Here is an 18495-nt window from a genome sequence, read left to right as displayed (position 1 = left end):
AATAAATAATAAATCAAGAATTCCTAAAGGAGGAAATCTAGTTATGACAGTAAAAGTAGGTATTAATGGTTTTGGACGTATTGGACGTTTAGCTTTCCGTCGCATCCAAGCAGTAGAAGGTATTGAAGTTGTTGCAATCAATGACTTAACAGACGCAAAAATGTTGGCTCATTTATTAAAATATGATACAACTCAAGGACGTTTCGACGGTGACGTTGAAGTTCATGATGGTTATTTCAATGTTAACGGTAAAGAAGTAAAAGTTCTTGCTAACCGTAACCCTGAAGAACTTCCATGGGGCGAACTTGGTGTTGAGATTGTTCTTGAATGTACTGGTTTCTTTACAACTCAAGAAAAAGCTGAATTACACTTAAAAGCTGGCGCTAAACGTGTTGTTATTTCTGCTCCTGCATCAGGCGACATGAAAACAATCGTTTACAACGTAAACCATGAAATCTTAGATGGTTCTGAAACAGTTATCTCAGGTGCTTCATGTACTACTAACTGTTTAGCTCCAATGGCACAAGTATTAGAAGAAAAATTTGGTGTTGTTGAAGGTCTTATGACTACAATCCACGCTTACACAGGTGACCAAATGACTCTTGATGGTCCTCACCCAGGTGGAGATTTCCGTCGTGCACGTGCTGCTGCAGAAAACATCGTTCCTAATACAACTGGTGCTGCTAAAGCAATCGGTTTAGTATTACCTTCATTACAAGGTAAATTAGACGGAGCTGCTCAACGTGTTCCTGTTGCTACTGGTTCATTAACTGAATTAGTAACTGTATTAGACAAAAAAGTTACAGTTGAAGAAGTAAATGCTGCAATGAAAGCTGCTGCAAATGAATCATTTGGTTACAATACTGATGCAATCGTTTCTTCTGATATCGTTGGTATGACTTTCGGTTCATTATTTGACGAAACTCAAACTAAAGTTATGACTGTTGGAGATCACCAATTAGTTAAAACTGTTGCTTGGTATGACAACGAAATGTCATACACTGCACAACTTATCCGTACTTTAGAATACTTTGCAAAATTAGGTTAATTATTTCTTAATTTTAAAATGTGCATATTCTGACATTTTTGAAAAGCGGGGAGCTTCGCGCTTCCCGCTTTTCTTTATGTCTTTAATAAACAATAGGAGGCTTCTCTCATGGCTAAAAAAGTTGTTACTGATTTAGATTTAAAAGATAAAAAAGTACTAGTTCGTGCTGATTTTAACGTACCAATGAAAGATGGCGTTATTACTAACGACAACCGTATCGTTGCTGCACTTCCAACACTTGAATACATTCTTGAAAAAAATGGTAAAGTCATTGTTTTCTCTCATTTAGGTAAAGTTAAAACAGAAGAAGACAAAGCAGACAAAACATTGCGTCCAGTTGCAGAACGTCTAAGCGAATTATTAGGCAAACCTGTAACATTCGTTCCTGAAACTCGTGGAGCTGAATTAGAAAAAGCTATTGCTGATATGAAAGATGGCGAAGTGGTTATGTTTGAAAACACTCGCTTTGAAGACATTGATGGCAAGAAAGAAAGTAAAAATGATTCAGAATTAGGTAAATATTGGGCTTCACTAGGCGACGTTTTTGTAAATGACGCATTTGGTACAGCTCACCGCGCTCATGCTTCTAACGTTGGAATTGCTTCTAACTTAGAATCAGCAGCTGGTTTCCTAATGGAAAAAGAAATCAAATTTATCGGTGGCGTTGTTGAAAACCCAGATCGTCCTTTAGTGGCAATTCTTGGTGGCGCAAAAGTTTCTGATAAAATTGGCGTTATCGAAAATCTATTAAAGGTTGCTGACAAAGTTCTTGTTGGTGGAGGAATGACTTATACATTCTACGCTGCTCAAGGAAAAGAAATTGGTAAATCATTAGTAGAAACAGATAAAATCGACTTAGCAAAATCATTATTAGAATCTGCTAACGGCAAATTGATTTTACCAGTTGACTCTGTATGTGCGACAGAATTCAGTAATGATATTCCAACTGAAATCCACGAAGCAATTCCTGCTAACATGATGGGACTTGACGTAGGACCAAAAACAGTTGAATTATTTACAAAAGAATTACAAGGCGCTAAAACAGTTGTATGGAACGGACCAATGGGCGTATTTGAAATGAGCAACTTTGCTAAAGGTACCATCGGCGTATGTGAAGCAATTGCAAAATTAAAAGACGCAACAACAATCATTGGTGGTGGAGATTCAGCAGCAGCAGCTATGCAATTAGGCTTTGCGGATGACTTTACACACATTTCAACAGGTGGCGGAGCTTCTCTAGAATACCTAGAAGGTAAAGTATTACCTGGCGTGGATTCTATTTCTGATAAATAATCATGATTCTTGGCGCCTCAGCACCTTAGAAGCATGATTCACATTCGTTCCGAAAGAACGAACTGTGACTTCCGAAAAGAAGTTTTGATTCTTGGCGCTTCAGCGCCTTAGAAACATGATTCACATTCGGTCTAAAAGAACGAACTGTGGCTTTCGAAAAGAAGTTTTGATTCTTGGCGCCTCAGCGCTTTAGAAGCATGATTCACATTCGGTCAGAAAGAAGACCTATTGTTGATTTTAAATTAAAATTAAAGGGGCAAACACATTATGCGTAAACCAATTATCGCTGGTAACTGGAAAATGAACAAAACAGCATCAGAAGCTTTAGCTTTTGCAGAAGCTGTTAAAACTAAAATCCCTGCAAATTCAGCTGTTGATTCAGTAATCGGATCACCAACATTGTTTTTACAAGAATTAGTAACTGCAGCAAAAGGAACAGATTTAAAAATTTCAGCACAAAACTGTTATTTTGAAGAATCAGGCGCCTTTACTGGTGAAACAAGTCCAGCTGCATTAAATGATTTAGGTGTTGACTATGTAATCATTGGTCACTCTGAACGTCGTGAGTATTTCCACGAAACAGATGAAGACATCAACAAAAAAGCTCATGCTATTTTCAAAAATGGTATGACACCAATTATTTGTTGTGGCGAAACGTTAGAACAACGTGAAGCTGGCGAAACAAATGCATGGGTTGCTGGACAAATTGAAGGAGCTTTAAAAGGCTTATCAGCTGAACAAGTTTCAGTTTCTGTACTTGCTTACGAACCAATCTGGGCAATCGGAACGGGTAAATCTTCAACTTCAACAGATGCTAACGATACATGTGCAGTTGTTCGTCAAACAGTTGAAAAATTATACTCAAAAGAAGTAGCTGAAGCTGTTCGTATTCAATACGGTGGTTCTGTTAAACCAGAAAACATTGCAGAATACATGGCACAGTCTGATATTGATGGTGCTTTAGTAGGAGGAGCCAGCTTAGAAGCAGAATCTTTCTTAGCATTATTGGAGGCCGTTAAATAATGAGTAAATCACCTGTTGCAATCATTATCCTTGATGGATTTGGGTTGCGTAACGAAACTGTGGGAAATGCCGTTGCTTTAGCGAACAAACCAAACTTTGATCGTTACTGGGAAACTTATCCGCATGGTCAACTTAAGGCTGCTGGTCTTGATGTTGGATTACCAGAAGGACAAATGGGAAACTCAGAAGTTGGTCATACCAATATTGGTGCTGGACGTATCGTTTATCAAAGTTTAACTCGTATTGATAAAGCAATTGTTGACGGTGAATTTCAAGAAAATAAAGCGATTAACAGTGCATTTGATCATACAAAAGAAAATAACTCTAGCTTACACTTATTTGGTCTTTTATCTGATGGTGGGGTTCATAGCCACATCAATCATTTAATTTCATTGATCAAAACAGCTAAAGAAAAAGGTGTTAAAAATGTTTACGTTCATGCTTTCTTAGATGGTCGTGACGTCGCACCAGATTCAGCGAAAGGTTATATTCAAACACTACAACATGCAATGAATGACTTGAACTATGGCGAAATCGCTACAGTATCTGGCCGTTTCTATGCAATGGATCGTGACAAACGTTGGGAACGTGTGGAGCAAGCGTATAACGCAATTGCACACGGAACTGGTAAAATGTTCGATTCAGCAGAAGCAGTCATTGAAGACTCTTATGCAGCAGGCAAAATGGATGAATTCGTTGTTCCAGCAATTATTGGAAATGACGGACAACCGGTTGGGAAAATTGAAGACAACGATGCTGTTGTATTCTTTAACTTCCGTCCAGACCGTGCCATTCAATTGTCAAATGCGTTTACAGATCAAGAATGGACATTCTTTGAACGTGGCGCTCGTGCGGAAAACGTTAAATTTGTAACGATGACTTTATACAATCCAAGTATTGTTGCAGACGTAGCATTTCCTCCAATCGAAATGAAAAATGTGATTGGTGAAGTCCTTTCAAACGAAGGTCTTTCTCAATTACGTATCGCTGAAACTGAAAAATATCCACATGTAACGTTCTTTATGAACGGTGGACGTAATGAAGAGTTTCCAGGAGAAAATCGTATTTTAATCAACTCACCTAAAGTTGAAACCTACGATTTACAACCTGAAATGAGTGCTTACGAAGTAACCGATGCTTTAGTAGCTGATATTGAAGCAGATAAGCATGATGCGATTATTTTAAACTTTGCTAACCCAGACATGGTAGGACATTCTGGTATGGTAGAGCCAACGATTAAAGCGATTGAAGCCGTTGATGAAAACTTAGGACGCGTAGTGGATGCAATTACTGCTAAAGGCGGTTATGCAATCATCTTTGCCGATCATGGAAACTCAGAAACAATGACAACGCCAGAAGGCAAACCGCATACAGCTCACACAACTGTACCGGTTCCTGTAATCGTTACTAAAAAAGGTGTTACATTACGTGAAGGCGGCCGCTTAGCAGACGTAGCACCAACAATGTTAGACTTATTAGGCGTTAAAAAACCAGCAGAAATGACTGGCGAAAGCTTAATTCAAAAATAATTGATAAGATTGCCTTGAATTTGACGAAATTCATTGCAACTATTGATAAAATTGACTAAAATGTAGCTAAGGACGAATGCGCCTTGGCACTAAAAAATTATTGAAACTCAAAGGAGAGAAATAAAATGCCATTTATTACAGATATTTTAGCTCGTGAAGTCTTAGACTCACGCGGAAACCCAACAATCGAAGTTGAAGTTTACACAGAAAGCGGTGCTTTTGGACGCGGTATGGTTCCATCTGGTGCTTCTACTGGTGAACACGAAGCGGTTGAATTACGTGACGGAGACAAATCTCGTTACCTAGGCAAAGGTGTTCTTAAAGCAGTTGAAAATGTAAACACAGTTATCTCTGAAGCAATCTTAGGCTTTGACGTTCGCGACCAAATGGCGATTGACAAAACTATGATCGAATTAGATGGTACTCCTAACAAAGGTAAATTAGGCGCAAACGCTATTCTTGGTGTTTCAATCGCTGTAGCTCGTGCTGCTGCTGATTACCTAGATGTTCCTTTATATCAATATTTAGGCGGATTCAATACTAAAGTATTGCCAACTCCAATGATGAACATCATCAACGGTGGATCACATGCTGACAACAAAGTGGATTTCCAAGAATTCATGATTATGCCAGTTGGAGCTCCATCATTTAAAGAAGCTATCCGTATGGGTGCAGAAGTATTCCACAGCTTAGCAGCAGTATTAAAATCAAAAGGTTTAAACACAGCTGTAGGTGACGAAGGTGGTTTCGCTCCTGATTTATCATCAAACGAAGAAGCAATCGTTGTTATCATCGAAGCTATCGAAAAAGCTGGCTACAAAGCTGGTTCTGACGTTAAAATCGCAATGGACGTTGCATCATCAGAATTCTACGACAAAGAAACTGGTCTTTATGACTTAGCTTCTGAAGGACGTAAATTAGATGCTGAAGGTATGGTTAAACTTTATGAAGATTTAGTTTCTAAATACCCAATCATCTCAATCGAAGATGGACTTGACGAAAACGACTGGGAAGGTTTCAAACACTTAACAGAAGTCTTAGGCGAAAAAGTTCAATTAGTTGGTGACGATTTATTCGTTACAAACACTGAAAAACTTGCTCGTGGTATCGAAAACGGTATTGCAAACTCAATCTTAATCAAAGTTAACCAAATTGGTACATTAACAGAAACATTTGATGCTATCGAAATGGCTAAACGTGCTGGTTATACAGCAGTAGTTTCTCACCGTTCTGGTGAAACTGAAGATGCAACAATTGCGGATATCGCTGTTGCAACAAATGCTGGACAAATCAAAACTGGTTCAATGAGCCGTACAGACCGTATTGCTAAATACAACCAATTATTAAGAATTGAAGACCAATTAGGCGACTTAGCTGTTTATCAAGGTTTAGATTCTTTCTACAACTTAAAAAATAAATAATTTTTATTCATTGTAATGAACATTCATTGCAATTTGAAAAGATCCACTTTGTTTAATTAAACAAGGTGGATCTTTTTTTAGCTAAAAAAAGATATTTAAATGATGAGTAGACCTCAAAGTTTACTATAATGTGAGTTGTATTTTAAAACATATTAATTCCCATTATTAGTGTTCTTACCGCGTATAAAAAAGATTTTACGAGTAAAGATAATGTTCAACTTATGCCTGTAACTAAAGAAAAAGTAAAAAATAAAAATTAAATTCAATGTGTTATAATTTTCTTTACGAAATGAATTTGTAGACAAAAAATGTCTGTAAAAAATCACTTAATGAAGGAGAATATAATTTTATGAAAAAGCAATATTTAGGGAGTTTAGTTTTATTTAGTGGACTGCTGATAGGGTTAAATATTCCTAATCAAGTAGATGCTGAAGGAGAATCTGGTTCAAATTCAAGTTCATATCCATTACTATATGAAGGTATAGGTGGTAGTGGACTTGATACTTTTGGAGAATGGTTTTTGACAGCTAATGATGGATATTACATGTCATTTAGTAACGCGATGTTTATAGTAGATCAAGGAAACTCTCTTCAAGTTGATTATAAGGGAGATAATACTGGACCAATGAGTTACGCGATTTATGATGAGCATTTTTCGGTACCAGCTATTTATACAGGAGATTACACAAATAATACAGTAATTGACTTATCTACTTATTCAGATGGTATTTACTATGTTGAGGTATCTATAGAAAAATTTATAGGTGCTCCGGTTAGACCAAATACAACTCTTGTTCAAGTCAACAAAGAATCTATCGACATTAATTTAACCATTAATGGAATTCATGGAAAGTACAACCCAATCTCAGTTGATCATTCCTCAGCGAAAGAAGGAGCAGTTATTGAGTGGGTGATTAAAGGTGAGAATGGCTTCATTTTAGAAGGAACGGGTGATGTAACGCCTGAACAGATGCAAACTTTAGGGGATGGCAAGTATACGATTGAAACAACGGTTACAGGTAAAACCATGCATGGCAATCCTTTAACAAATAAAACCAATGACAATTTTGAGCTTCGTCATCCAGAATCAACGACGCTTGTGGATCGACCAATTAATCCAGAATCATTAACTGGGACAAAAAAAATAGAGAATTCAGAGTTAACATGGACTATCTACGACAAAAATAATCAGCCGATAGCAACAGGTTCAGGTAATGAAGTACCATTTGCCGAAATTAATGCTTTAGCAGATGGGGAGTATACAGTTAAATTCACTGAAATGAGCCCAGAAGCAATATCAGATACCTCTTCTGGTGAATTTAAAATTCGTCGTCCAGAATCAACTACAACAGTCGATAAGCCAATTAATCCAGAATCACTAACTGGTACTCAAAAATTACCAGACTCAAGCTTAGGTTGGGTCATTTATGATAAGGACGGGAAACCGATAGCGTCTGGAATAGGAAGCGAAGTCTCGTCATCAGAAATGAAAGAGTTAGAAAATGGCGATTATAAAATTGAGTTTACCGAAACAAGTACAGATGGTGATACTCATAGTTCATCTGATACATTTGAAATTCGTCGACCAGAAACAACAACAATAGTTGATAAACCAGTAAATCCAGCATCCGTAACGGGTACACAAAAATTACCGGAATCAAGTCTTGAGTGGGTCATTTATGATAGTGACGGTAAGACAGTAGCATCTGGAGTGGGGAATGAAGTCCCTTTATCCGAAATTGAAGGTTTAAAAGATGGTGACTATAAAGTTAAATTTACTGAAACAAGCCCAGAAGGCTTAACGCATTCTTCATCAGACGAATTTAAATTGCGTCATCCAGAAACAACAACGACTGTTGATAAAACAGTCAACCCAGAATCCATAACAGGAACACAAAAACATCCTGAATCAAGCTTAGGCTGGGTGATTTATGATAAAGAAGGCAAACCAGTAGCTTCAGGAACAGGTGGGAAAGTTCCGCAATCAGAAATGGATGCCTTAGCCGATGGTGACTATACGGTTGCGTTTACAGAGACTACTCCAGAAGGCTTAACGGATACTTCCAAAGGTAAATTTTCAATAAATAAAAAAGCAGAGCCTAAACCAGAAGATCCAACGCAACCAGTGGCACCGATTAATCCAAAAAAACCAGCGGATCAAGGAACGCCGATAGCAAATCAAAAACCAAATGTTCTTCCAGAGGCAACAACTTCTAAAACAGAAACGCTCCCTCAAACAGGAGAAACTAAGAGCAAGTCTAGTTTTTGGTTGGCAATTAGTTCATTCATTGGGATGATTGGACTAGTAGGAGTTAAAAAGCGTTCATAATAAAATAGATAGAAAGCCTGTTCTGTAAAAGGAAGGCTTTCTTTTTTATTCTTAAATAATACTCTTTCATAATTAAATATTATAATCAAAATTCCATTTAAATAAAAAAATCCACTATTTTTTTTATTATTTTACAAAAAGTAGTTAAAATCGCTTGTATTATAAATAAATCCATGCTATACTTACTTTAGTGTTTTTGTTAGGTAAAGAAAAGAATTGTTTCAGAACATTCCGATTCATACCGTTAAGCAAGAATAAATTAAGTGCCTATACGGCGCATGAGGAGGAATTTTATTATGGAACAAGGTACAGTAAAATGGTTTAACGCAGAAAAAGGTTTTGGTTTTATCGAACGCGAAAATGGTGACGATGTATTCGTACATTTCTCAGCTATCGGTGGAGACGGATTCAAAACTTTAGAAGAAGGACAAGCAGTTTCTTTCGAAGTTGAAGAAGGTAACCGTGGACCTCAAGCAGCTAACGTTGAAAAAGCGTAAGCTTTAAAACTTAATTGTTCAAAGAGCTTAGTAATTTATTACTAAGCTCTTTTTTTGTACAATTTTTTAAATAACATTAAAAGCTTGCTCATTTATTAAAATTCATCTAAAATAATAACTAGAACAATTGAATGTAGGGGCTGGTGATGAAATGAAACGTAAGGATCGTATTTATCAGTATGTAAAAGATAACACTGAAGACCTCAGTCAAGAAGAGCTTGAATTTGGGGGCGGCTTAACAACTAGTGAGATATCAGAAGCGTTAGAAATTGTTCGGACGAATGTTAGTAAAGAGCTTAATTTACTTGTTCGTGAAGGACACATCATAAAGCTAGAGGGGCGCCCGGTTCGCTATGTTGATAAAGGAACACAACAATGGAAGCCCTTAACTAAGAAAGTAGTATCCTATAAAGAAACCAATTTACTTTCTAAAAACAAAGAAAAACAAATTTCAATACCAAAATCGTCTAATGATAAAGATCTATTTGACTATATGATTGGCTCTAAGGGCAGTTTGAAAAATCAAGTGGAGCAAGCAAAAGCGGCATTATTTTATCCTCCTAAAGGATTAAATAGTCTAATCATCGGACCAACGGGGTCTGGGAAAACTTTCTTTGCTAATGCTATGTATCAATACTCACAAAATAAGGAAATTATTGAAGAAAATCAAGCTATGATTGTCTTTAACTGTGCAGACTATTCACAAAATCCACAATTGCTAATGTCGCATTTATTTGGTCATGTCAAAGGTGCATTTACAGGTGCAAGTGAAGCTAAAGACGGTCTATTGATGAAAGCAAATAACAACATGCTCTTTCTTGATGAAATCCATCGCTTACCACCAGAAGGTCAAGAAATGCTGTTTTATTTTATGGATAATGGCACTTTTCAAAAAATGGGAGATACTGGTGAAAAAGTATCTTCAAATGTGCGAATTGTTTGCGCAACCACAGAAAATCCTGAATCAGCATTGTTATCCACCTTTGTTAGACGAATTCCAATTACGATTCAATTGCCTGCTTTTAGTGAACGTCCAGCCAAAGAAAAAATTCAGTTATTAAAGCTCTTGCTTTCAATTGAAGCAAAACGGATTAATAAAGAAATAATTATTGATGAAGACGCAGTAAAATCCCTTTTAGGTAGTGTCACTTATGGAAATATTGGGCAATTAAAATCAAATATTCAACTGGCTTGCGCGAAAGGTTTTTTAAATAGCATGGATAATAGTAATGAGATTCATATTACTATGGAAGCTTTGACAGCTAGTATAAAAGAAGGCTTAGTTCATTTAGCCAAAAATCGTACCGAATTAAATGAAATTTCAAAATACCTTGAACCACGTATTAAAATTTTGCCAAAGGATTCGATCTTTGTGAATCATGAAGATGCTTATGAATTGCCTTATAACCTCTATGAAATTATTGGAGATAAAGCTGCCCTGTTGAAGGCTGAAGGCTTAGACAAAGAGCATATTAATAATTTTATTACGACAGATATCAATTTACATTTAAAATCATTCTATAAACAAAATCAAATGTCTTATAATAAAGAAAGCAATTTGACGGATATTGTGGATGACGAGGTGATTACCTTAACAAAAGAAATTCGAAAATTAGCCGAAAAAAAATTAAATTACCAATTTCAAGATAATTTTCTTTATGCTATGAGTCTTCACTTAAGTTCGTTTATTAAACGTGCAAAAGAAGGGGATCTACCTATTAGCAAAAACGATAATTTGGAAGAGCTAATTGTCGAGTATCAAGATGAATATCAAGTGGCATTGATGATTAAAGAACACATTTATCAAAAATATCAAATGGATGTACCCGAGGTAGAGTGTTGGTATTTGACAATGTTATTGGCATCTTTAAAACAAGAGAATACAGCTGGTCGAGTTGGAATTGTCGTTGCTGCCCATGGAAAAAGCACAGCTTCAAGTATGGTACAGGTCGTCTCAAAATTATTAAGTGCAAATAATATCCATTCGGTAGATATGCCACTTGAAATGAATCCTCATACAGCTTTTGATTTAGTTAAGGATCAAGTAATAGCCGTTGATGAAGGAAATGGCGTGATGTTATTAGTCGATATGGGCTCACTTAGCACATTTGGCCCAAGGATTACAGAAGAAACGGGTATACAAGTGCGGACGATTGATATGGTGACTACTCCTGTGGTACTAGAGGCGGCTAGAAAAACATCGTTAATTGATAACGATTTGATCAGTATTTTTGACTCATTGAAACAATTTAGAGGATATAGTACGTTTTTAGATTTTGATCCAGAAGAGCTTCCAGAAAAAGACTTATTGGAATTTAACAAGCCTAAAGCTATTATTACGATTTGTTCAACAGGCGAGGGAACGGCTAAGCAAATTAAAGAAATTATCGAAGCGGCGCTAGAGAGTTTGATGGATGATTCGATTACAGTGATTCCGCTATCGCTAATTGATGTCGATCAGACAATTCAAAACTTAGCCCAAGAATATCAAATTATTGCTACTACTGGAGTGGTGAAACCAACACTGGATGTTCCGTTTATTCCATTGGATGAATTGATTCAAGGGGGAGGTGCAGATCGAATTCGTGATTTGGTGGGAGCCAATCTAGCTTTAGAATCAACACAGGTGGTACCAATATTAACGAAAGAGCTTTGCGAAGATTATATGAAAGGCTACTTCACTTTTATTAATCCACATAAAGTGATTGATGTGCTATGGGATTATTGCCAAATTGTAGCAGAGGAAAAAAATCAGACTTTTAGTAATAGCTTTATTATTGGATTGGTCATGCACATTGCGGGTGCAATTGAGCGAACGCTTTTAAATGATACAATGGCGGTGGTTGACGAGATGGACAATCAAGCTTCTGATTATTATGATGCTGTCATAAAAGCCAATCAATCGATTAAAACCAAGTTGAATATTGACATTCCAGAAGCCGAAAATTATTATATTTTACAAATATTTGAAACTGAAAAACAAAAATAAGCAGACTGCTAAATCAAAGGAAACATTCTTTTGATTTAGCAGTTTTTTTGATTAAATGAGAAAAGGTATAGTTTTATCATTCGTGTATTTCGTGTTATAGCTACTTTTTTTATTTAAAAAAACCGTTTAAATTGTTAAAGTATGTAATTAATTATCGTTTTATTGTTTTTTATTCGTATTTTTCTGATATAATGAGAAATACATTCTTTTTGGTTAGAAAATAATGAGGATGTAAAAAGGGATAAAGGGGAAGATAAGATGAAGAAAGTGTACAATTTTTCTGCAGGACCGGCTGTTTTACCAAGTTCTGTGTTAAAAAAAGTTCAAGACGAAATGTTGGATTATGCTGACAGTGGCATGTCCGTGATGGAATTGAGTCATAGATCCTCCCTTTTTCAAGCAATTATTGATGATGCTGAATGTCTTTTACGTGAATTAATGTCAATACCAGATCATTACAGTGTGCTCTTTTTACAAGGTGGAGCGAGCTTGCAGTTTTCAATGATACCGATGAATCTTGCGCAAAATAAAAAAGTAGCGTATGTAAATAGTGGTTCTTGGTCTGAAAAAGCAATCGAAGAAGCACTTAAAATACCTGATTTAACAGTAGATGTGATTGCAAGCTCACAGCAAGATCAATTTAAAAAAGTTCCAACTATTCCAGCAGTAACAGCTGATTATGATTATTTACACATTACAACAAACAATACAATAGAAGGAACGACTTATTTTGAAGTTCCAACAGGGATAGAAATTCCTGTTATTGCAGATATGTCATCCAATATTCTTTCAAGTGAATATGATGTATCTGATTTTGGCCTTATTTATGCAGGAGCTCAAAAAAATATTGGACCTGCTGGTTTAACAGTAGTAATTATTCGAAAGGATTTGATTCGTTTAGTTGACAATCTGCCGGCGATGTTAGATTATTCTGTTCAAGAAAAAAATAATTCAATGTACAATACACCTCCAACTTTTGCGATCTATGTGGCAAAATTAGTGTTCGAATGGCTAAAAGAACTGGGTGGAGTAAAATCAATTGAAGCTATCAACCGAAAAAAAGCGCAGCTTCTTTATGATTACTTAGACCAATCGTCTTTGTTTTCATCACCAGTTGAGCGTGGGTCTCGGTCGTTGACAAATATTCCCTTTGTAACAGGAGATGCTGCCATCGATAAACAATTTGTTGAAGAAGCAGAAAAAGCAGGTTTTGTGAACTTAAAAGGTCATCGCTCAGTCGGTGGAATGAGAGCAAGTTTATACAATGCCTTCCCAATTGAGGGTGTCACGGCGTTAATTGAATTTATGGATACATTTACTAAAAAAACAGAGGAGGCGCCGCTACATGTTTCAAATTAAAACTTATAATGCGATTGCTAAAGCCGGTTTAAAAAAATTTAATGAGGAGCATTACCAATTAAATCAAAGTGAAACACCAGATGCCTTATTAATTCGTAGTCATAAAATTACGGAAGAAGAGTTGCCAAATAGCGTTCTTGCAATAGGTAGAGCAGGAGCGGGAGTCAATAATGTTCCCGTTGAGGCATGTACTGAAAAAGGAATAGTTGTCTTTAATACGCCAGGAGCGAATGCCAATGCCGTGAAAGAACTGGTTTTAGCTAATTTATTATTAGCTGCTAGACCGATTTTAGAAGGGGCCAATTGGGTGAAAACCGTAACGGGCAGCAATATTGAGGAAATTGTTGAAGGCGAGAAAAAACGATTTGCTGGAACTGAATTGCAAGATAAAAAATTAGGTGTCATCGGTTTAGGTGCGATTGGAGCAATGGTTGCCAATGATGCTTACCGAATTGGAATGAATGTGGTAGGATATGATCCTTATGTTTCAGTGGATACAGCATGGACAATTTCAAGTCGAGTGAAGCGTGCTCTAACAATTGAGGAAGTATTAAGAACCTGTGATTATATTACCATTCATGTTCCTTTGTTGCCTCAAACAAAACAGTTGATTAATCATGAGAAGTTAGCTTTAATGAAAAAAGAGGCTGTTTTATTGAATTTTTCTCGGGGTGAATTAGTAGACAATAAAGCAGTAGCGACGGCATTAGTTGATGGTCATTTGAAGCAATATATTACAGATTTTGCTGACGAGCAGTTTATCGGCAATGAGAAGGTTCTAGTCTTGCCTCATTTGGGAGCATCTACCATTGAAGCTGAAGTGAATTGTGCAAAAATGGCTGCTAGAACGTTGAAGTACTTCTTAGAAACTGGAAATATTAAACGTTCAGTCAATTTCCCAACGGTTGAGATGGATTTTCAAGCACCGATTCGGTTAGCCTTGATTCATTTAAATGTACCGAGTATGGTAGGAACGATGACGATTGAACTGGCTAATCATGGAATTAATATTGTAAATATGATTAATCGAAGCAAGGGAGAACATGCATACACTTTGATTGATTTAGAAGGTACATCAGCGGATCAATTAGAAAAAATTGTAGCTAAACTGAAAACCGTTGAAAATATTATTAAAATTAGAGTATTAGAAAATCAGCAACCCACTTTTTGAAATTAGGAGGAAATTATGGTTAAAATTAAACCGTTTAAAGGGATTCGTCCGAATCCTGATTACGCCAAACAAATTGCTTCGTTGCCTTATGATGTGTTAAACACGGAAGAGGCAAGAGTACTGGCCAGCGAAAATCCTTATTCTTATTTACACATAGATAAAGCCGAAGTAGATTTGGCAAAAGAAAGCTCTCCCTATGCCGAAGTCGTCTATCAAAAAGCAGCAGCAAATTTAAAAGAATTTATTTTAAAGCAGTGGCTGACACAAGACTCGCAGGAACACTATTACTTGTACCGTCTAACCATGAACGGGCGTAGTCAAACTGGATTAGTGGTGTGTACGTCTATCGATGACTATATAGCTGGAAAAATAAAAAAACATGAATTTACTAGAGAAGAAAAGGAATTAGATCGCATTCGCCATGTTGATGCGTGTGATGCCAATACCAGTCCTATTTTTTTAACGTATCGTGAAAATGAAACGGTAAATGATTTGATTGCCGACTGGCAGCAAAAACATACTCCCATCTATAAATTTGAAAGCTTTCATCAGGTAACTCATGAGATCTGGGTTATCAACGAAGAAGCCATGATTACTCGTTTGACAACACTATTTGCTACTGACATCGATGCTTTGTATATTGCTGATGGTCATCACCGTACGGAATCTGCAGTGAAAGTAGGAATCAAACGTCGTGAAGCATTTCCAAATGCAAAAGACGATGCAGAATTTAATTCTTTTTTATCTGTTTTATTTCCGAAGGAGCAATTAGCAATTCTAGATTATAATCGAGTGATAAATGTTCCAATAAAAACTGATTTTATAGAGGAATTGAAAAAATCATTTATCGTGAGTCGAGTTGGTACGGAAGTTTTTAAACCAGCTAAAGAAAAAACAATAGGCATGTATTTGGCAGGGGTTTGGTATCAACTCACTGTGAAGCCTGAAGCAATTCCAACGGATGAGGTGGCTCGTCTTGATGTGTCGATTTTACAAAACGAAGTGTTGACGCCGTTATTTGGAATTGAAGATATCCGAACAGATAAGCGGATTGATTTTGTTGGTGGAATCCGAGGCTTAGAGGAGTTAGAACGCTTAGTTGACGCCGGTACTTTTACAGTTGCCTTTGCTATGTTTCCAACGACGATGGAGCAATTGCTTCAAGTTGCGGATAGTGGGAAAATTATGCCACCTAAATCAACTTGGTTTGAACCCAAATTGTTAAGTGGATTATTCATCCATGATTTAGCTAGTCATTAAAAAGATAGGACTTAGATTTTCCCGTCTAAGTCCTATTTTTTTACGAGTAAAAAAAGTTGTTCAAAAAAATAAAGTGGCGTACACTGAGTAATGAAGAATTTTATTGAAAGAAAAGAGGCGTTGTCAGATGAAAAAAGCTTTGATTATTGGTGGAACAGGAACCATCGGTACCGCAGTAGCTAAGAAATTAGAAAAACATTACGAAGTGTTAATTGCTAGCCGTCATTCGAAAGAATACCCAGTAGATATCAGTTCAGTAGACAGTATTCAGTCGTTGTTTGAAAAAACTGGCAAGATAGATGCTGTGATTGTGACTGCAGGAGCTGCTCATTTTGGACCCTTAAAAGAAATGACAGTTGAAGACAATTTAGTAAGTGTGACAAATAAACTGTTAGGACAAGTAAATATTGTTTTATTAGGAACTGATTTTGTTAAGGATAAAGGCAGTTTTACATTAGTTACTGGAATTATGATGGATGATCCTATTTATCAAGGGGCATCCGCTGCATTAGCCAATGGGGGTGTCAGAGCCTTTGCCAAATCAGCAGCGCTTGAATTGCCAAGAGGAATTCGCATCAACACGGTTAGTCCAAATGTATTGAAAGAATCCTGGGATAAATACCAAGACTTCTTTGTAGGATTCAATCCAGTGAGTGCTGAAAAGGTAGCCAATGCATTTGTTAAAAGTGTACGAGGTTTGCAAACTGGTGAAAGTTACGAAGTTTATTAAAGTAAATTAAAAGAAACTGGCATTCATTAATTTGATAACGTGTCAGTTTCTTTTTTTTAATAATAAAAAAATGTTTGTAATTAAATAATGGTTTTGTTAAAATTAGAATTAGATTAAAATAAGATTAAAAAGAGGTGCTTGGATGAACGTTAAAAAACTGGGAATGGTGTCAAGTACAGTGTTAGTAATGACGATTTTAGTAGCTTGTGGTGGGAATCAAAAAGAAGAGGTCAGCAATCAGTCAACAAAACAAGTGAAAAAGGAAACACTAGCAAAAAAACAGGAGTTAACCATTATTGAAACAGCAGAAATTCCTTCGATGGATACCGCCTTAAATGTTGATGGAGTGAGTTCTGTTGTAATGAATAATGTTTTTGAAGGGCTTTATCGAGCAACTAAAGATGGAGAAGTCGAATTAGGGATGGCTTCAGCAGAGCCAACAATTAGCAAGGACGGGTTAACCTATACATTCAAACTAAAAAAAGAGGCAAAATGGTCTAATGGCGATCTAGTTACGGCTAATGATTTTGTTTATGCTTGGAAAAAAACAGTTGATCCAGCTTCAGGAGCGGCATTTGCTTACTTATTTGAGGGCGTTTTAGCAAATGCAATCGAAATTCAAAAAGGCGAAAAATCGATTGATGAACTCGGTGTTAAAGCGTTAGATGATCAAACGTTAGAAATCCAGTTAGTTGCGAATGTTCCTTATTTTAAAGGATTATTAACAACACCAACTTTTTTTCCACAAAATCAAAAATACGTTGCTGAAAAAGGAAATCGGTATTCAACAACAAGTGAATCTATGATTTATAATGGTCCTTTTACTTTGACAAAATGGGACGGAACGGGTTTAACGTGGGTCTATCAAAAAAATCAAATGTATTGGGATAAGGAGACTGTTAAATTAGATACAATTAATGTCGATGTTGTCAAAGAAAATTCAGCTCGGATTAATTTATTTGATAGTGATGCTACAGATATCACTACGATTGATGGAGACTATTTAGCTAACTATCAGGAAGATCTTAATCTAAAATCTATTCCAGAATCTTCTGTTTTTTATTTTCAATTCAATCAAGAAAAAGCTGGAAATAAAACACCATTAGCTAATCAAAATATTCGAAAAGCATTGGCTTTGTCTTACGATAAAAAAGCCTATGTGGATACCGTTTTACAAAATGATTCTATTGTAGCGAATGGATTAATACCAGCCGGTTTAGTAAAATCACCTGATGGGAAAATTGATTTTAGAAAATCCAGTGGTGATCTTCAAACGTTTAATAAAAAAGAAGCACAAGCGGCTTGGAAAAAAGGCTTAAAAGAACTAGGAGTAGAGACGTTAACAATAGAGTTACTTTCTGGTGATACAGACAGTGCTAAAAAATCTTCTGAATTTATGCAAGGTCAATGGGAGTCAAACTTAACTGGACTTAAAGTTAGCTTAAAAAATGTTCCATTTAAAGTTCGGTTAGAACTAGATTCAAAACAAGACTACGACATTCAATTATCTGGTTGGAGTGCGGATTATAGTGATCCAATGGCGTATTTAGATATTTTCCAAACAGGTAAAAGTTATAATACAACAAGTTATTCTAACAAGGAGTATGATGCGTTAGTTGATGCAATTGGATCAACTGATTTAGCTCAGGTAGACAAAAGATGGAGTGATATGGAAGAAGCAGAAAAAATTCTGTTAGATGACTATAATATTGCGCCAATTTACCAGCGTTCCCGAGCTGTTTTAGAAAAATCATATGTGAAAGGAATCGTCAGTCACCTTGTTGGAGCGAACTATTCTTATAAATGGGCCTACGTAACAGAGAAATAATAACAGGGTGTAAAAAAA

Annotated in this window: 13 protein-coding genes; all 13 read left to right on the top strand. The window is 36.2% G+C overall.

Going from position 1 to position 18495, the window contains the following annotated elements:
• Window positions 1-43 precede the first annotated feature (43 nt).
• The 13 genes from gap to BR52_RS08160 all read left to right on the top strand — a co-directional run bounded on the left by gap (window position 44) and on the right by BR52_RS08160 (window position 18477).
• Entirely contained in the window at window positions 44-1048 is a 1005-nt protein-coding gene (gap, locus tag BR52_RS08220; protein ID WP_034571336.1) for a type I glyceraldehyde-3-phosphate dehydrogenase, read from the top strand.
• A 108-nt stretch (window positions 1049-1156) separates the two neighbouring features.
• The gene (locus tag BR52_RS08215; RefSeq protein WP_034571333.1) at window positions 1157-2341 is read left to right on the top strand and encodes a phosphoglycerate kinase; all 1185 of its coding nucleotides are present in this window, start codon (window positions 1157-1159) and stop codon (window positions 2339-2341) included.
• A 267-nt stretch (window positions 2342-2608) separates the two neighbouring features.
• A complete protein-coding gene (gene tpiA / locus BR52_RS08210) occupies window positions 2609-3364 on the top strand; it encodes a triose-phosphate isomerase (protein WP_034571330.1) in 756 nt (251 codons plus the stop codon).
• Entirely contained in the window at window positions 3364-4893 is a 1530-nt protein-coding gene (gene gpmI / locus BR52_RS08205) for a 2,3-bisphosphoglycerate-independent phosphoglycerate mutase (RefSeq protein ID WP_034571327.1), read from the top strand. Before tpiA ends, gpmI begins: the two co-directional genes overlap by 1 nt.
• A gap of 125 nt (window positions 4894-5018) precedes the next feature.
• A complete protein-coding gene (eno, locus tag BR52_RS08200; protein ID WP_034571324.1) occupies window positions 5019-6314 on the top strand; it encodes a phosphopyruvate hydratase in 1296 nt (431 codons plus the stop codon).
• A 349-nt stretch (window positions 6315-6663) separates the two neighbouring features.
• Window positions 6664-8643 carry an LPXTG cell wall anchor domain-containing protein gene (locus tag BR52_RS08195; RefSeq protein ID WP_034571321.1) on the top strand — a complete coding sequence of 660 codons (1980 nt, stop codon included), beginning with the start codon at window positions 6664-6666 and terminating at the stop codon, window positions 8641-8643.
• Between the two features lie 296 nt (window positions 8644-8939).
• On the top strand, window positions 8940-9140 hold the full coding sequence (locus BR52_RS08190; RefSeq protein ID WP_034571318.1) for a cold-shock protein: 201 nt from the start codon (window positions 8940-8942) through the stop codon (window positions 9138-9140).
• A 151-nt stretch (window positions 9141-9291) separates the two neighbouring features.
• Window positions 9292-12129 carry a sigma-54-dependent transcriptional regulator gene (locus BR52_RS08185; protein WP_034571315.1) on the top strand — a complete coding sequence of 946 codons (2838 nt, stop codon included), beginning with the start codon at window positions 9292-9294 and terminating at the stop codon, window positions 12127-12129.
• 258 nt (window positions 12130-12387) lie between these two features.
• On the top strand, window positions 12388-13488 hold the full coding sequence (gene serC / locus BR52_RS08180; RefSeq protein ID WP_034571311.1) for a 3-phosphoserine/phosphohydroxythreonine transaminase: 1101 nt from the start codon (window positions 12388-12390) through the stop codon (window positions 13486-13488).
• Window positions 13475-14659 (top strand): 3-phosphoglycerate dehydrogenase family protein, encoded by a 1185-nt coding sequence (locus BR52_RS08175; RefSeq protein WP_034571310.1) that lies wholly within the window; start codon window positions 13475-13477, stop codon window positions 14657-14659. Before serC ends, BR52_RS08175 begins: the two co-directional genes overlap by 14 nt.
• Window positions 14660-14674: 15 nt before the next feature.
• Window positions 14675-15919, top strand: a complete 1245-nt coding sequence (locus tag BR52_RS08170) for a DUF1015 domain-containing protein (RefSeq protein ID WP_034571307.1) — start codon at window positions 14675-14677, stop codon at window positions 15917-15919.
• 127 nt (window positions 15920-16046) lie between these two features.
• Entirely contained in the window at window positions 16047-16649 is a 603-nt protein-coding gene (locus BR52_RS08165; protein ID WP_034571304.1) for a short chain dehydrogenase, read from the top strand.
• A 142-nt stretch (window positions 16650-16791) separates the two neighbouring features.
• Entirely contained in the window at window positions 16792-18477 is a 1686-nt protein-coding gene (locus tag BR52_RS08160) for a peptide ABC transporter substrate-binding protein (protein WP_034571301.1), read from the top strand.
• Window positions 18478-18495: the final 18 nt, after the last annotated feature.

Origin of the sequence: Carnobacterium divergens DSM 20623 (genome assembly GCF_000744255.1) — a bacterium.
Taxonomy (GTDB): Bacteria; Bacillota; Bacilli; order Lactobacillales; family Carnobacteriaceae; genus Carnobacterium; species Carnobacterium divergens.
This window is presented reverse-complemented; position numbering and strand designations above follow the sequence as displayed.

Excerpts from the sequence above, each read along its gene's own strand:
- gap (WP_034571336.1), top strand. The coding sequence starts at position 44 with ATGACAGTAAAAGTAGGTATTAATGGTTTTGGACGTATTGGACGTTTA.
- BR52_RS08215 (WP_034571333.1), top strand. The coding sequence starts at position 1,157 with ATGGCTAAAAAAGTTGTTACTGATTTAGATTTAAAAGATAAAAAAGTA.
- tpiA (WP_034571330.1), top strand. The coding sequence starts at position 2,609 with ATGCGTAAACCAATTATCGCTGGTAACTGGAAAATGAACAAAACAGCA.
- gpmI (WP_034571327.1), top strand. The coding sequence starts at position 3,364 with ATGAGTAAATCACCTGTTGCAATCATTATCCTTGATGGATTTGGGTTG.
- eno (WP_034571324.1), top strand. The coding sequence starts at position 5,019 with ATGCCATTTATTACAGATATTTTAGCTCGTGAAGTCTTAGACTCACGC.
- BR52_RS08195 (WP_034571321.1), top strand. The coding sequence starts at position 6,664 with ATGAAAAAGCAATATTTAGGGAGTTTAGTTTTATTTAGTGGACTGCTG.
- BR52_RS08190 (WP_034571318.1), top strand. The coding sequence starts at position 8,940 with ATGGAACAAGGTACAGTAAAATGGTTTAACGCAGAAAAAGGTTTTGGT.
- BR52_RS08185 (WP_034571315.1), top strand. The coding sequence starts at position 9,292 with ATGAAACGTAAGGATCGTATTTATCAGTATGTAAAAGATAACACTGAA.
- serC (WP_034571311.1), top strand. The coding sequence starts at position 12,388 with ATGAAGAAAGTGTACAATTTTTCTGCAGGACCGGCTGTTTTACCAAGT.
- BR52_RS08175 (WP_034571310.1), top strand. The coding sequence starts at position 13,475 with ATGTTTCAAATTAAAACTTATAATGCGATTGCTAAAGCCGGTTTAAAA.
- BR52_RS08170 (WP_034571307.1), top strand. The coding sequence starts at position 14,675 with ATGGTTAAAATTAAACCGTTTAAAGGGATTCGTCCGAATCCTGATTAC.
- BR52_RS08165 (WP_034571304.1), top strand. The coding sequence starts at position 16,047 with ATGAAAAAAGCTTTGATTATTGGTGGAACAGGAACCATCGGTACCGCA.
- BR52_RS08160 (WP_034571301.1), top strand. The coding sequence starts at position 16,792 with ATGAACGTTAAAAAACTGGGAATGGTGTCAAGTACAGTGTTAGTAATG.